The organism is Micromonospora radicis (genome assembly GCF_003583405.1).
Classification (GTDB): Bacteria; Actinomycetota; Actinomycetes; order Mycobacteriales; family Micromonosporaceae; genus Micromonospora; species Micromonospora radicis.
The window spans coordinates 17,786-32,287 of sequence record NZ_QXEC01000040.1; the positions used below are offsets into that span (position 1 = coordinate 17,786).

13 protein-coding genes are annotated in these 14,502 nt (G+C 72.3%); 5 read left to right on the forward strand and 8 right to left on the reverse strand.

What is annotated here, in order from left to right:
• Positions 1 to 43: 43 nt before the first annotated feature.
• On the reverse strand, positions 44 to 2,593 hold the full coding sequence (locus D2L64_RS25520; RefSeq protein WP_119579749.1) for an FtsK/SpoIIIE domain-containing protein: 2,550 nt from the start codon (positions 2,591 to 2,593) through the stop codon (positions 44 to 46).
• A gap of 198 nt (positions 2,594 to 2,791) precedes the next feature.
• Here D2L64_RS25520 and D2L64_RS25525 point away from each other — a divergent pair, with 198 nt between their 5' ends.
• Positions 2,792 to 3,349: a hypothetical protein gene (locus D2L64_RS25525; RefSeq protein WP_119579750.1), complete on the forward strand. Its 558-nt coding sequence runs from the start codon at positions 2,792 to 2,794 to the stop codon at positions 3,347 to 3,349.
• Positions 3,350 to 3,367: 18 nt separating this feature from the next.
• On the opposite strand, the gene D2L64_RS25530 is transcribed toward D2L64_RS25525, so the two are convergent.
• The 7 genes from D2L64_RS25530 to D2L64_RS25560 form a co-directional block, all read right to left on the reverse strand.
• Entirely contained in the window at positions 3,368 to 3,967 is a 600-nt protein-coding gene (locus D2L64_RS25530) for a hypothetical protein (RefSeq protein WP_119579751.1), read from the reverse strand.
• A gap of 13 nt (positions 3,968 to 3,980) precedes the next feature.
• Positions 3,981 to 5,150, reverse strand: coding sequence for a M23 family metallopeptidase (locus D2L64_RS25535; protein WP_119579752.1), 1,170 nt, complete (start codon positions 5,148 to 5,150; stop codon positions 3,981 to 3,983).
• Complete coding sequence (locus D2L64_RS25540) at positions 5,147 to 5,704, reverse strand: hypothetical protein (RefSeq protein ID WP_119579753.1); 558 nt, start codon at positions 5,702 to 5,704, stop codon at positions 5,147 to 5,149. Before D2L64_RS25540 ends, D2L64_RS25535 begins: the two co-directional genes overlap by 4 nt.
• Positions 5,701 to 7,638, reverse strand: a complete 1,938-nt coding sequence (locus D2L64_RS25545) for an MFS transporter (RefSeq protein WP_119579754.1) — start codon at positions 7,636 to 7,638, stop codon at positions 5,701 to 5,703. The genes D2L64_RS25540 and D2L64_RS25545 overlap by 4 nt, the downstream gene beginning before the upstream one ends.
• Before the next feature lies 1 nt (position 7,639).
• Positions 7,640 to 11,002 carry an ATP-binding protein gene (locus tag D2L64_RS25550; protein ID WP_119579755.1) on the reverse strand — a complete coding sequence of 1,121 codons (3,363 nt, stop codon included), beginning with the start codon at positions 11,000 to 11,002 and terminating at the stop codon, positions 7,640 to 7,642.
• A 142-nt stretch (positions 11,003 to 11,144) separates the two neighbouring features.
• A complete protein-coding gene (locus D2L64_RS25555; protein WP_013736278.1) occupies positions 11,145 to 11,507 on the reverse strand; it encodes a hypothetical protein in 363 nt (120 codons plus the stop codon).
• Between the two features lie 13 nt (positions 11,508 to 11,520).
• A complete protein-coding gene (locus D2L64_RS25560) occupies positions 11,521 to 11,838 on the reverse strand; it encodes a hypothetical protein (RefSeq protein ID WP_119579756.1) in 318 nt (105 codons plus the stop codon).
• 341 nt (positions 11,839 to 12,179) lie between these two features.
• Between D2L64_RS25560 and folP the strand changes: the two genes are divergently transcribed.
• The 4 genes from folP to D2L64_RS25580 all read left to right on the forward strand — a co-directional run.
• The gene (gene folP / locus D2L64_RS25565; protein WP_119579757.1) at positions 12,180 to 13,103 is read left to right on the forward strand and encodes a dihydropteroate synthase; all 924 of its coding nucleotides are present in this window, start codon (positions 12,180 to 12,182) and stop codon (positions 13,101 to 13,103) included.
• On the forward strand, positions 13,100 to 13,465 hold the full coding sequence (gene folB / locus D2L64_RS25570; protein WP_119579758.1) for a dihydroneopterin aldolase: 366 nt from the start codon (positions 13,100 to 13,102) through the stop codon (positions 13,463 to 13,465). Before folP ends, folB begins: the two co-directional genes overlap by 4 nt.
• Entirely contained in the window at positions 13,462 to 13,989 is a 528-nt protein-coding gene (gene folK, locus D2L64_RS25575; RefSeq protein WP_119579759.1) for a 2-amino-4-hydroxy-6-hydroxymethyldihydropteridine diphosphokinase, read from the forward strand. Before folB ends, folK begins: the two co-directional genes overlap by 4 nt.
• Before the next feature lie 29 nt (positions 13,990 to 14,018).
• Positions 14,019 to 14,502: DUF3180 domain-containing protein (locus tag D2L64_RS25580; RefSeq protein WP_407663192.1), on the forward strand; the 484-nt coding region annotated here is incomplete at its 3' end.

The following is a 14,502-nucleotide window of genomic DNA, read 5'->3' on the forward strand; positions in this document are numbered from 1 at the left end:
GTCCGTTGCCGCCCGGGACGTCCCACCGTTGTCGACTCGACCGTCATGCCGGTTCCCCGTCCTCGTCGTACGGCACCAGCACGACCCCCCGCTCATCCGGACCGTCCCACAGCACCACCCGGTCCGGGCGCGGCCGCCACTCCACCGCCCGGCCGAAGACCGGTGTGAGCTGGGCGCCCGGCACGCCCGCGACCGCCACTGCGGTCAGCTTGTCGACCGTCTCCTCCGGGCCGATCAACGCCGCGAACGACGGCACCGTACGCCACCAGCCGAGCAGGTGCTGACCGGCCGGTGGCCCGTCGCGCAACAACATCCGCAGCCGGGCCGGCGGAAGATGCTCCGGCGACGCCACGTCCAGCCCGAACACCACCAGGTACGCCGGTTCCCCGGCCTCCACCACCGCGAGCAGCCCGGCCAGGTCGACCGCCTCGACGGGGTGCCGTGCGGCCAGTTCGGCAGCGAGCGCGTCGGCCGCCGGTCGGGCCTCGCCGTCGGGGCAGGCGATCACGAACCGCGCCGAACCGTCGCCATGGTGCGCCGCCGTGCTCCGGGCCGCCATCGTCAGCAGCCTCGTCCCCTCCGGCCGGGGACCGAGCACCGCGAGGTTACGCCCGGCCGCCGGGCCGAACGGCACCGCCGCCGTGCTCCTCGCCACATCCACCGCCCGACCCAGCAGCGCGGCCGGCGTCAGCGCCTGCCCGGCGAGCGCCGCCCGGTAACGGGGATCGTTGCCCAACAGAGGCCGGGCATAGCCGGCGAAGACCACCGGTGGCCCGGAACCCTCCGGACGGGCCGTCCAGAGGCGATGCCGCCACCGCTCCACGGTCTCCGGCTCGTCCTGCGGGTCAGGGAACCGGACCATCCGCTCGTGACCCCGGATCGCGCCCCGCGGCCCACCCAGGCCGCCCGCGGTGTTCACCACCGCCCCGCCCACCGGCAGCCCGGCCGCCGAGTCGTTGGCCGGCGCCAGCACCGCCCCGCCACCGGGCAGCGCCACCCGTACCGGGAACTGGCCGAGCAGCGAATCCCGCTGCCCGCCGTCGGAACGGCCGCCCAGACCCAGGTCACCCTCGCCGGCCAGGACCAACTGCACGCCGTACGCCCGGCCCGTCCGAGTCAGGGCGTCCAGCCGGACGGCGGCCTCGGCCGCCAGCCGGTCCCGCTCGGCGAAGAGCAGCGGCAGATTCTCCACCACGCAGACGATCCGCGGCAGCGGGCGATGCTGCCGCAGCTCACCGAAGCGCTGCCCACCGGCCCGGGAGGATGCCTCCGCGCGCCGGTGCACCTCGACAGTCAGCTGGTCGAACAGGTCGAGCAGATACTCCCGGTCGGCGGCCATCGCCGCGGCGCGGACCTGCGGGATCCAGGACCGATCCCGTTCGGTCTGCAGGAACTCCGCGAACGACTCGCCCGCGCCCAGGTCGACCAGGTACAGCGACAGTTCGTCCGGACCGTACCGGGCGACGAGGCCGAGCAGCGCGGCGGTCAGGAACGTCGACCGGCAGGCCCGGGACCTGCCGCTGACCAGCCAGTGCGGCGTCAACTCGGCGAAGCCGAGCGGCACCGGCCGACCGCCCGCGTCACCGACCGTGGTGCTCATCCCCTCCGTCGCGCTCGCCGTCCACAACTCCTCCTCGACCGGCGGCAACAGCGCGGACAGGGACAACCGGCTGCCGGCCTCGACCTGCGCGGCAAGCCGCCGGCACACGGAGTCGACCAACTCGGTCGGTGGATCCGGCTCGACGAAGACCGGAGGGTTCAACCCGTCACCGACGCCGGCCGTGCTGAAGGCGGCACCGGGTGGACTGCCCAGCAACGCGTAGGCCGTCCGCATCGTCATCGGCGTGGCCCGGGACAGCGGGGCACGCCCCGACGGTGGCCAGCCCGCGACCACCAGGTGCAGGGCGGCCGCCGGACCCTGCTCGGCGAGCGACTCGATTCGTGCCAACTCGCTCTCACCGGTCCGCTCCGGCAGCGCGGCGACCACCAGCAACAGCGACCGGTCGGGCCGCCGGGAGCCAGCGGACTCCGGCGCCACCCACCGCTCCGCCTCGGCCAACACGGCACGCAGCCCGGCGGTCTCGGTGGCCGGCGGGGACAGCAACCCGGCATCGCCGAGCGGCCCGAACGGCGTCAACACCGCACCGGTCGCGTCCACCGCCCGCACCAACAACGTCCCGGCTGGCGTCGCCGCCACCAACCGCAGCAACACCGCCCGCAGCAACCCGGTTACCCGTGGATCGCGCGCGTCGACGTCCACCGTCAGGTGACCGGAGCCGAGCAGCGGGACCAGAGCCGGGAAGCGGGCATCGTCCAGCGGAGCGGCGGTGCCGACCCGGACGAACGGCGGCGGGCCGTCCGCGGCCCGGGTGTCCGGCGCGACCTCGTCCAGCGCACTGCCAGCCCAGCCCGGCGCCAGGACCGCCGCCGCGGTACGCAGCCGTTCGGCCAGCGCATACTGGCGACGCTGGTCGGCTGGGGCGGGACGGGTGTCATCGAGGACCGCGGCCGCCGCGGCGACCGTCGCGGCGGCCCGGCGGTGCAGCGCGGCGGCACGGATCGTCCGTGCCTTCGGACCGGCCACCGTGTCCACCCCCTCCGCCCGAGGTCGGCACCCACTCGCCGGGCAGACACGACGGTAACCCAGCGACCGACGTACCTCTGGGATGCGCGACGGCGCTGCGCCGGTGTTGTCGTGGATCTCACCGGTCGGCAGCGATCCGTCACGATCTGCTGAATCTGGGGCATTGGGTCCGCCGCTTCCAGCCGATAGCCTCAAGGGGTGGAATCAGTGCCGCCCCCCGCCGGTTCCCAGGTCTCCCGCGTACCGGCGCAACGGACCCCGCCAGAGGAGCTGGCGCCGCCTGCGGTCGCACCAGCACCGCAGCGGCCCCGCCGTCGGATCCGCAGGGTACTGACGGTGGTCGCCGGAGCGCTCGCGGCCCTGTGTCTGGGCGGCGGCGTGGTCGGCTACCTCGTCTACGACCGCGCCACCACCCCCGACCGCAGCGCTCCAGATGTCGTGGTGGACAACTACCTTCGTGCGTTCTTCGTGGACCGCAACGATGTACGCGCCGACCTCTTTGTCTGCGAAGGAGGCCCGGACCTCGAACAGCTCCGGCTCCTTCGAGACGATCTGATAGCCCGTGAAGGGCGATTCGATACGCGCATGTCGGTCACCTGGGGAACACTCAAGATGTATCCAGATGGCAGAGATGCTGCTGTGCAACTGGATCTCACGATTTCGGCGCTTGTCGATGGAATCCGGCAGGCGGACCGCCAGACGTGGATCTTCAACACGCACCTGGACTCAGACTGGCGCGTCTGCTCTGCAAAACCGCAGGTCTAGACCATTGCGCGACTCGCACTACTCCAACCACAGCATGTGCACGGGGACTTCCAGAGTGGTGGGTGACTGGCCACGCCAGGCCCAGCGATACCACTCGACCTCCGGAGTCACCCGTACGCAGATGTCGCCCTCGGCGCCCGAGTAGGTCTCGGTGACCGCGCGCAGGTCGCGCTGTTCGACGGAGTCGACCATGTGGACCACTCGCCGACCGACGGCCGAGTCCGCCTCGAAGACCGGTGTCGGCGGCCGGTGCGCCGGCGCGTCCAAGGAGACGAGCCGCAATCCGCCCCCGTCCGGGACGGGGGCGGTGGTCTTCGCGCCGACCGTCTCGACCCAGACCCGTTCGACGGGCACCAACGGGGCGAAGACCTCTACCTGTTCGGACTCGGCCCGGTACCAGTCGTGTTCGGGAATGACCGGCACGTAGGTACGGCTGTTCTGCACCACCCGCTCGTCGGCCCGCAGGTCGCCCCGCCAGCCGAGGCCGGGCAGCCCGACCAGCACCCGATGGCCGCGCAACTCGACGCGGCCGGCGGCCGGGACGATCTCGATCGGACGGGGTGGCTGGGGTGCCCAGTCCGGCCGGTCGGCGAACGGGTCCGGGAACGGTTCGGTCATGATGGTGCGCGGCTCATCCCGTGCTCTTCAGCGGGGCGCCCTTCGACCGCATGAACGGCACCGGGTCGATGGCGCTCCGGCTGCTGCGGTCACCGTCGGTGTGCACCTCGAAGTGCAGGTGTGGCCCGGAGGAGTTGCCGCTACTGCCCACCTCACCGATCACCTGGCCCGCCTCCACGGTGTCCCCGGCGGCGACGCGGGGACGACTGACCAGGTGACAGTAGCGGGTGACGATGTCCTGAGCATGGAGGACGTCGACGAACCAGCCACAGCCGCCCTTGCCGGGCCAGCCGTCCGCGTCGCAGCTGAGCTGACCACGCCGGTCGGGGTCGCAGCGGGAGACCAGCACCCGACCGGTTGCCGCGACCCGGATGAGTGTCCCCTTCGGTGCGGCGATGTCGACCCCGTTGTGGCCGGGCCGGCTGGCCGTACGGAAACCGGAGCCGACTCCGCCCGGGATCGGAGCCGTCCAGCCCGACGCGGCGATCGCACCGGACTCGGCGGCGTCGCAGAGCTGCTGCCCGGCGACCAGGGCGCTCCGGGCGGCGCCGCCGGCCAACGCGTCGACGATCCGGGAGGCCAACTCCTCGTGCTTGGCGTACGCGTCGGGAAAGGCGCTGATCTGCACCCGCTGGGCGGCCACGGTGAGCGGCAGCCTCTCCCAGTCGGGCACGTCGAGAAGCTTCTCGTAGAACTTCCGGGAGGAGTACTCGGGATTCATCCGCTGGGCGACGCTGCCCCACGACGCGCGTTGCTGGAAGAGTCCGACCGAATCGTGGTCGGCTCCGATGCCCTCGTGGGGGACGTCGCGAGACTCGGCGACCGTCCGGTTCGCGAGGTTCAGCAGCCGGGATTCCTGCATCGCGGTCGCCACCGCGACCACCCAGCCGCGCGCCGGCACCTTCATCTGCTGACCGACCTGGATGATCACCGCGGCGTTGCGGAGTTGACGTTCGCCGTACTGGCTGAACCGAGGCATCTTCCCGCTGACGTCGACCTTGAAGTCTCCGGTGCATTCCAGGCTCGCCGGGGTGAGCTGCTCGGCCGCGTCCCCGCCCAGCTCGGTGAGGAAGAAGGCACCGGCGCCACCGGTGCAGCACAGGAAGGCCAGCGTCGCGGTGAGGGCGGCGGCGAGCGCGCCGAGCCGGACCGGGCGGCGACGCGGAGCTTCGACGTCGGTCATGAGCGCTCCCAGTCCACGGCATCCACCAACCACCGCCCGTCCGGCGCCACGAGTTCGAGCCGGAGGCGGCCGGTGTCCAACGCGATCAGCGCCTCCACGAAGGTCTCACTCCGTGGCCGGACGCTCACTTCGTCCGTCACCTCTGAGGCGGGCACGCTGACCGGGTCGGCGCCGGCGAGCTTGTCGACGAGGGCGTCGGTCGACAGCGGGCGCAGTTCGTCGCGCCAGCTCTCGGCGGTCTGACCGGGGCGGCCGAGCCAGGCCGCGACGAAGCGCTCCGCGACCTGCTCCGGTGTTGCCTCGCCGGCCCGGGTTACCGGCGACGGTGTGGTGGTGGTCGAGATCGCGCCGTCGTCGCCGGTGGTCGGGTGCACCGTGGTGATCGGCTCCGCCGGCCGGTTGCTCAACCCGACCGTCGGATCCTCGGGACCGGCCACCAGCCTGGCCGCCCCCACCACCCCGAGCACCAGGACGGCGATGCCGACGGCCACGCCGAGTCGGGACCGCAACAACCGGGTGAGCAGGAACTCGATCGCTCGCCGCACTGCCGTCACCGTGCCTCGGAGCGGATCCGCGGCGCCGGTTTCTGGGGAGCCCGTTCCGTCGAACCCGGGCGGTAGACGACGAAGGAGGGGTTCTCATCCGGTACGTCCGGCTCGGTCCACGACGCGGGCTGCCGGCGGCGGGGCCGGGGGGCGACCGGGCGGGACTCTGGACGCTGTTCCTCCCTCGACTCCCGGCCGTCGCCCGCCTTCCGCTGGTCCGGCCGCTTCGACTCGGGCGCCGCGACGGTCGGCGCCGGATCCGGGCGAGCCTCCGGGCGGACCTTGGGCTGCTCCACCACCACGGTCCGGCGCCGACCCATGTTCGGTTCGGTGGTGCCCCCGGGTTCGGCGACGTCGAGCCGGGCCGCGGTGCGCATGTCGCGGAAGAACCGTCGATGCCACGAGCCGGCCGAGCTGACCGCCTCGCTGCTGTCCTTGCCACCGAGTTGGGTGATCCGCCGGTACGGACGCAGCAGCAGCCAGCCGACCACGCCACACAGCCAGACCAGCACCACCTGCAGCCAGCCGGGCAGGGTGGGCGTGCTCATGATGAGATCCACCGCGAAGAGGTAGATGGCCGCTCCGGTGCCGAAGATGGCGATGTTGAAGAGGGCGGCCACCACCGCGTTACCCAGTCGGCGCAGGCCGGCGCTGGCCGGGCGGAGCAGACCGACGGTGCCCAGGATCGGCGCGGCGATCACCGCCCACCTGAAGATCAGGAATCCGAGCAGCACGAGCAGCGAGGCGGTCAGGTCGAACATCGCGAAGAGCAGCGCGGCCAGCACCGCGATGAAGCCGGCGCCGACCCGGTCCATGTCCCGGATGCCCTGCAGGTACTCGTACGCCTCCGGGTCCTCTTGCTTGATCTGGGCGGCGACCGTCATCCACTGCTGCTTCTTGGCGTTGATGGTGGCTTCACGGGTCTGCGGGTTGGTCCGGATCTTCTCCGCCTCTTCCCAGGAGAACGACTTGGCGTCGTAGAGCGCCGCGCCGTACTTCCGGGCGGTCTCGCTGTCCGCCGAGCCGAGCACGCCCCGCAGCCAGTTCCGGTAGAGCATGCCCTCGGTGGAGGTGTCGCTGGCCCGGACCGCCGGGGGCCGCTTGTCGGTGCAGGCGTCCGGGTTGGGCATCGCGCACCGGCCGGGTGGGACGTCCTTCGCGGCGGGGCCGACGGCGTCGTGCACGACGCCGAGTGTGGAGACGAGGGCGCCGTCGGCGAGGTTGGCCGACTTGACCGGCCAGGCGGCCAGGGCGGTGACCGCCACCATCACCACGAGGGCCCAGCCCGCGGTGGTCATCGCGATGCTCATGTCCGACTGGCGCGACCGCCAGAGCAGGTAGAGGCCGACCACGCAGAGCGTGATGATGCCGAAGACGCTGAAGACCTTCTGGTAGATCGCCTTGGTGGCCTGGTCCACCAGCGGATCCGCCCAGCCCCACATCGTCCCGGGATCCCAGGCGCGCTCGCGCAGCGCGTTGGAGGCACCGATGATCGCCGTAGCGATCATGAACTCGCCGTTGGCGATGGTGTTGGTGAACTTGTAGTCCGGGTGCAACAGGGTGGTCGCGCAACCGGCCTCTACGTCGTACGTGCTGTAGCTGTAACCGGCGTAGCCGTAGTCGCTGTAGTAGCCCTTCGGCCCGGGCAGCTTGGACGCCTCGGGTCGGGAGGCGAACCAGCCGGCGATGCCGGAGTCCGGCGCCGTCGGCGTTGGTGGTCTGCGGCAGTTCGCCTCTGTCGATGCCACCTGGGTGAGTTTGGCGACGCAGGCGCGGAAGTCGGCCTGCCATTCCTGGGTGGTGCACAGGTCGGTGGGGGCCTGGTACGCCACCGGTGCGGCGTACGCCGGTGCGGCGGCGAGCCCCGGCCAACTGATCGTGGCCGCGGCGAGGATGCCGAGTGCCAGGAGGAGCGCCGTGATCCGTGCCCGGGCCCTCGCCATGTCACGCCTCCAGGTCAGGCAGCACAGTCGGCAGTACCCCGGCAGCGGCGGCGATGGCGGCAGGGGTGGTGTCGAGGTGGTCCAGCAGTCCGTCGACGTAGGAGACGTCGACCCGTACCTTCTGCACCCGGCCGTCGACGTCGCGCATCACGAACTCTCGGAAGCCGAGCCGGCTGGCGGAGGTCGCGTCGGCGGTGGAGAGTGAGGCGAGGGTCGCCTCGTAGCCGTCGTCGACCGGTACGCGGAGCAGGCGCAGGGCCTCGGAGGCGATCTCCGCGTCCTCGGCGATCCGGCCGACGAAGACGGTGGAGACCAGGTTCTGCACGTCGAGGCCGAGGATGTCGCGGGGGTTCTGCGAGGCGACCAGCGCGGCCAGGTTCCACTTGCGGGAGTCACGGGCGAGCCGGACGAGGAACGAACGGCCGGAGCGCCAGCCCTCCATGAAGTGCGCCTCGTCGAGGCCCACCAGCTTGCGGGACGACATCGAGCCGCCGTAGCAGCGGCGCACCGCCAACCGGTGTGCGGTGTGCAGCATCGGCAGCGCCAGGGCCTCCTCGGCGGACCAGTACTCGCGCTCGATCTTGAGGTCGGGGAGTCGCAGGCCGGCCATGGTGATCACGTTGAGTGCCGCGTCCGGGCCGAGCAGCCCCTCCGGTGGGCGGCCGAAGAAGAGCATGGCCAGTGGCATCTCGGCGGTGTCCAGCAAGAGGTTGGCCAACTCCCGGCCGGCGTCGTCGTCGAGTTGCCCCAGGCAGCTGACCACGTCGTCGAGGGTGGAGGTCTCCTCGGCCGGAACCTGGCGGACCGCGTGCCGGAACAGGGTCGCGGTGGACGCCTCGCGGGCCACCTGCGGTGGCACCAGCATCATGCAGATGTCCTGTACTAGCATCCGGCGTTCGGCTCGGGCATTGGAGACCGCGATCTCGAACTCGCGATCCCCAGCGGCTCCACTGCCGAACTCGCTGCGCAGCGGCGTGGGGATCAGGGAGTACGGTGCCAGCGTGCCGTGCTCGGAACCGGTCAGGTTGAGCACCCGGGAGTACGGCCGCAGCTCCGGCATCGCGCAGAGCCGTGCCAACGGGCCGGACGGGTCGAGCAGGGTCACCTGTACGCCCCGCCGGGCGGCGAGGTAGCCCAGAGCGCCGAGCAGCGTCGACTTGCCGCCGCCCGGTTCGGCCACGAAGACCGCCAGGCCGGAGCGTTCCCGTACCTCCATCGGGAAGTGCAGGTCGAGGAAGACCGGCCGGCGACAGGTGCCGGCGGTACGTCCGATCAGGTCGCCGCGGCGGTCACCGACGGTGGATGCGGCCTGCGGCAGCGCCGCCGCGAGCAGGGGTACCGGCATCCGCCGGACATAGCCGGTGTTGGCGATCGGCTCACCCGGGATGAACTCCCGGGCCAGCCAGTCCTGGTTCTTCGGATGCTGCAGCGAGACACGCAGCTCGCGGGAGTAGAGCTGGATGAGCCGGCGGGCCCGCTCCAGGCACTCCTCCCGGGTACGCCCGCCGACCGCGATCCGGTGCCAGCCGTGCGCGCGGGCGGAGTCCACCGGCAGGCCGGTGGTCATCTCGTCACCGATCACCAGCGCCCGCTTGGCCAGCCGTTCCAGCTCCGGCGGGGCGTCGATGCCGTGTTCGGCGTAGTCGAGCTGCTGCGACCGGATCATCCGTAGCCGGTGTTCCAGGTTGCGGAACGAGTCGCCGGAGCCCAGGATGTCGACGCGGGTGGACAGCTCCATGGGCCAGGGCAGTCGCTCGTGGAAGTGCAGCCAGGGCTCGTGCCGTTCGGGGATCTCCAGCGGCTCCATCCGCCCCACGGCGAGTACGGCCACGTGCCGCTCCTCGCCGGTCATCCGGTTGACCAGTTTCACCGTCGAGCCGTACGGGGTGCGGTAGCGCTCCACCTGCTCGGTGAGGGCGAGCAGGTCACCGCGTTCCCAGCGTCCGTCGGTGATCGGCGAGAGCGCGCCGGGGGGCGCCATGCAGAGCGCCACCGACCGGTAGAGCAGCCATTCCAACTCCTGCGCCGTGACCCGTCGACCACGCATGCCGAACGCGCCGAGCACCTCGTCGAACTGTTCGACGGTGCGGCCGAGCTTGCGTCGTTCGCCCTCGGCGACGCCTCGCCCGAAGGTGCGCAGCAGCCGTTCGGTGAGTGAGTCGCCCAGCGAGCGGCGGGCGAAGGTCACGCCGAGGTAGGTCTGGCCTTCGGCGTGGTTGACCGAGAGCAGGTGTCGCTGGGCGGCCACCAGGTGATCGGCCCAGCTCGGCGTGCCGGGAACGTCGGGCAGTGGGGCGGCGGTGTGGGTGTCGATGGTGCGGGCCCACTCGTCGGCCGGGAAGGGACGGGTGGTGCGGCGCAGGTGCAGCCGGAAGCCGGCCAGGCCGGCGTACTGCTCGGAGATCGCCGACAGCAGCGCCTCCCGCTCGGCGTCCGGTCGGAAGGCCCAGCGCACCTCGGGTAGCCAGTACCAGGCGGTCACGGTGTTGGGGGTGAAGGTCAGGTGACCGGCGATCTCGGTGATGGCCAACTCGACCGCCGGATCGCGGTCCCCAAACTTGATCTTGGGGGCGCGCACCCGGGCGGGCCTGATCGGTCGGTCCGGACGGTTGCCCGACCGTTGTCGGGGTGGGGTGGTGGCCCGGGTGGCTGGTGCGGCGGCGCGCCGTGCCGTGCGGGGTGCGGCGCCGGCCGGTGGACCGTCGTCTTCGCGGTACGACTGGTCGTCCGCGGGTGGCCGGGCGTTCGGCAGCCGGTCGCCGGCCGGCGCGGGTGCCCGGGTGGGGGCCGGGGCGGGCGCCTGGAGGTACGGCGGCGGGGGCGGCTGGACGGGCGGCGCCACCGACGTCGGCGAGGGGGGCGGTGGCCCGGCTGAGCCGAGCGCCGGGCCGGGTTCGACGGCGGGTCTGGCCGGTGGTGGGACGGCGGGTCGGCCGGGTGGCGCGATCGCGGGTCGGTCGGGGGGCGCGACCGGCGGGCCGGCGGGCTGGGTGGGCACCGGTGCTGGTGCGGCGGGGCTCGCCTGCTGCGGCAGCGTGCGCGCCGGATGCCCGTTGCCCCGTTGGGCGGAACCCGGCCGGGGGTAGGTGCCACCGAACAGGTCGAGGAAGGGCGAGTCGATGTCGGCACCGTCGCGGGCCGTCGCGGTGGCCGGCACGGGGTCGGCCGGGACCGGTCGGTGCTGCGGTGGCCGGGGCGCCTGGAACACCCCGACTCCGCCGTGCAGTGGGGTGGTGGCGAGCGCCGGATCCAGCGGAGGCTCGTCGAGATCGCTGGATGGCGGGTAGTCGAACGACCGCGCACGGTTACCGTGCGGCGCGGCCGGGCGCCCGGCCGGGGATCCCGGCGTGGAGGAGCGGCTCATGAGATCGCCCTGCCCATGCCCGTCGCGGTCCGGCTCTGGGGTGCACCTGTCGTTCGGCGACCGCGCTGCGGCCCGGGCTCGATCTCGCCGGCGGTAGGGGTCAGCGGCGTGCTCTCAGACGGCCTCTTCGGCGTCCAGCCGGTCATGCCAGTTCCTCCCGGATCCTGATCCCGCTTCCGACCAGGCGCGGGTCGCGCTGCTCGGCGGCCGGCTCCCGGGTACGTCGCCAGTCGGTCAGCGCGGTACGGATTACCATGCGCGCCGGTCGGTCCGGATCGACGTACCGGAAGACGAACGAGGTGGTCACGATGGCGAGGGCGATCTCCCAGGCGGGGAAGAGCTCGACCTGCAGCGTGAACAGCCAGTGGATGAACATGTAGAGGGGAACGAGCAGCATGAACAGCCCGTACTGGGCGTACGGCAGGTGGACCGGAAGGGTGTAGCCGGGCGGCCCGAGATAGACCAGGCGGGCCCGGTAGATGTCGTCGTCGGTGCGCAGCCGCATCTCGTGCCCGCGCCTATTCGAAGATCAGGTTGATCAGGAAGTCGCCGATGAAGAAGAGGGTGGCGGCTCCGGCGATGAAGGCCAGCCCGACGATCGCGATGGCGGAGCTGGTCAGCACCTTGGAGATCTCGCCCCGGCTGGCCCGGCCGATGAAGATGACGCCCAGCACGGCGAGCAGGATCGGGGCGATCTTGCTGGCGAAGAAGGTGACGACGCCCTCGGTGTTGATCCCCTTCGGCTCCTCGGCCGCGAGTGGAATCGACGACGCCAGGGTGGAGAGCAGGTGGGCGGCGCTGGTAGACGCCGATTCCATCAGCTCGATGGCGATCACTGGTACCTCCCCAATTCGCGGCCGGCGGCGCCGCGGCGGTGCAGTAGGCAAGCCTTGCGGGATCGGTGCTACTCGGCGAAGCGACCGAGACCCTGCGTGTGTTACTCGCCACGCAAGGTGGCGATTTCTGGGCGGATTACCCCGCTTTGGCCCTCCCTGTAAGCGTCGCCGTCTCGATGCTGGGCAATTCCACAGCGTACGGGCCGCCCCCCTTTGCGACAAGCCGCGAAGAGTCTGCCCGATGCGACCCGGACGACCGATCGTACACCTGTTCCAATTCGCATGTCAGTGCCCATACCCGGGCTGTTCGCGGCGGCCGAGGCGACCGGTACCGTCTAGCCGTGACCGATCTGGTACGGGCCCCGGCCCCGGTGGTGATGGGCGTCCTGAACGTCACGCCCGATTCGTTCTCCGACGGCGGACGCTACGCCGACGTCGAGGCCGCTGTCGCACACGGCGTCCGGCTGCGTGCCGACGGAGCCGGGTTGGTGGATGTCGGTGGAGAGTCGACCCGGCCCGGTGCCGACCGGGTCGACGGCGAGACCGAGGCGGCCCGGGTGGTGCCGGTCGTCCGGGAACTGGCCGAGGCCGGCGTGCCGGTCAGCATCGACACCACCCGTGCCCGGGTCGCCGAGGCGGCCCTCGAAGCCGGAGCCGTCGTGGTCAACGACGTCTCCGGCGGCCTCGCCGACCCCGACATGGCCCGGGTCGTCCGGGACGCCGGCTGCCCGTGGGTGCTGATGCACTGGCGGGGCCACTCCCGGCGGATGAGCGACCTGGCCAGCTACGGGGACGTGGTCGCCGACGTCCGCGCCGAACTCGGCCAGCGGATCGCGGCGGCCCTCGCCGCCGGGGTGGCCGCCGACCGCATCGTCATCGACCCGGGTCTCGGCTTCGCCAAGACGGCCGCCCACAACTGGCAGCTCAGCGCCCGGCTGTCCGAGTTGCTGGACCTCGGCTACCCGCTGTTGTTCGCCGCGAGCCGCAAGTCGTACCTCGGCCGGCTGCTGGCCGGGCCCGACGGCACGCCGAGGCCCACCGCCGGCCGGGAGGCGGCCACCGTCGCCACCAGCCTGCTCGCCGTCGCCGCCGGCGCCTGGGGGGTACGGGTGCACGACGTACGCGCCACCGTGGACGCGCTCGCCGTCTGGCAGGCGACCGGCCGCCCCCGGCTGGTTCGGTCGCCCGCCGACCCGCCGCTCGCGAACGCCGCCGGTCCGGCGCGGCTCGCCGGTCGGCAAGCCGACAACGGGGTACGCCGATGACCGACCGGATCGAGCTGACCGGCCTGCGCGCGTACGGCTGGCACGGGGTGTACGACTTCGAGCGGGAGCAGGGGCAGGAGTTCGTCGTCGACGCCGTACTGGAGCTGGACCTCGCCCCGGCTGCCGGGTCGGACGAGGTGACCGACACCGTGCACTACGGCGAACTGGCCGACCGCCTGGTCGCGGTGGTCACCGGCGAGCCGGTCAATCTGATCGAGACCCTCGCCGACCGGCTGGTCGAGGTCTGCCTGGCGGATCGCCGGGTCCACGCCGCGACGGTCACCGTGCACAAGCCGGAGGCCCCGGTGCCGCACACCTTCGCCGACGTGGCCGTGACCATGCGTCGGACCCGGAACCCATGACCCGGGCACTGCTCTCCCTCGGCAGCAACCTCGGTGACCGGCTCGCCCACCTGCGTACCGCCATGGCCGTGTTCGGCGACGACGTGCTGGTCGCCTCCGGCGTGTACGAGACCCCGCCGTGGGGCGACACCGAGCAGCCGGCGTACCTGAACGCGGTGCTACTGGTCGTGGACCCGGCGGCGGCCCCCGAGGACTGGCTGGCGCGAGCCCGGACGGCGGAGGACGCGGCCGGTCGCGTCCGTGATCCGCGGCGCCGGTTCGGCCCCCGGACACTCGACGTCGATGTCGTCGCGGTCTGGACCGACGACGACCAGCCGGTGCTCAGCGACGATCCGCAGCTGACCCTGCCGCATCCCCGGGCGCATCTGCGCGCCTTCGTACTCCGGCCGTGGATCGACATCCAGCCCTACGCCCGACTGCCCGGGCACGGTTGGCTGACCGATCTGCTGACCTCCGGTCCGGCCGCGGCCGAGGTTGCGGAACTGCGTGCCCGGCCGGATCTGGCGTTAGAGTCGACGACATGACCCAGTCCCCATCGCCCGACGGGTCGCGGATGGGCCCCACCCGCATCTCGACACTGGTGGTGGCCGCCCTGGCCGCGGCGGCGGCCGCCTGGCTGCTGATCAGCAGCCTCTACTACAACCGGCTGCCACCGTTGCCCTGGCTGCCGGTGGTCACCCTGGCCGGGCTCGCGGTGCTGGAGGCGTACGCGGCGGTCAACACCCGGGGCCGGATCGACCGGCGGCCGGGCCGGGAGCCCGTCAATCCGCTGATGGTCGCCCGGTTCGTGGTGCTCGCCAAGGCGTCCGCCCTGGTGGGCGCGATCTTCACCGGTTTCTACGCGGGGTTGACCGGCTGGTTGTTCGTGCAGACGACGCAGGCCGCCGCCGATGACCGGCCGGCCGGCGTGGCCGGCGTGGTGGCCGCGGCTGCCCTGGTGGCGGCCGCACTCTGGCTGGAACGGTCGTGCCGGGTTCCGGAGCGACCGGAGGACGAGCACGAGCCCGACGACTGGGAGTCGCGCCCGGGTCGTCGCT

Bases quoted from the DNA above. Each gene is read 5' to 3' on its own strand.
- D2L64_RS25555 (WP_013736278.1), bottom strand. From the start codon at position 11,507: ATGCGGCTGCGCACCGACGACGACATCTACCGGGCCCGCCTGGTCTAT.
- folB (WP_119579758.1), top strand. From the start codon at position 13,100: ATGACCGACCGGATCGAGCTGACCGGCCTGCGCGCGTACGGCTGGCAC.
- folK (WP_119579759.1), top strand. From the start codon at position 13,462: ATGACCCGGGCACTGCTCTCCCTCGGCAGCAACCTCGGTGACCGGCTC.
- D2L64_RS25550 (WP_119579755.1), bottom strand. From the start codon at position 11,002: ATGAGCCGCTCCTCCACGCCGGGATCCCCGGCCGGGCGCCCGGCCGCG.
- D2L64_RS25545 (WP_119579754.1), bottom strand. From the start codon at position 7,638: ATGGCGAGGGCCCGGGCACGGATCACGGCGCTCCTCCTGGCACTCGGC.
- D2L64_RS25530 (WP_119579751.1), bottom strand. From the start codon at position 3,967: ATGACCGAACCGTTCCCGGACCCGTTCGCCGACCGGCCGGACTGGGCA.
- D2L64_RS25535 (WP_119579752.1), bottom strand. From the start codon at position 5,150: ATGACCGACGTCGAAGCTCCGCGTCGCCGCCCGGTCCGGCTCGGCGCG.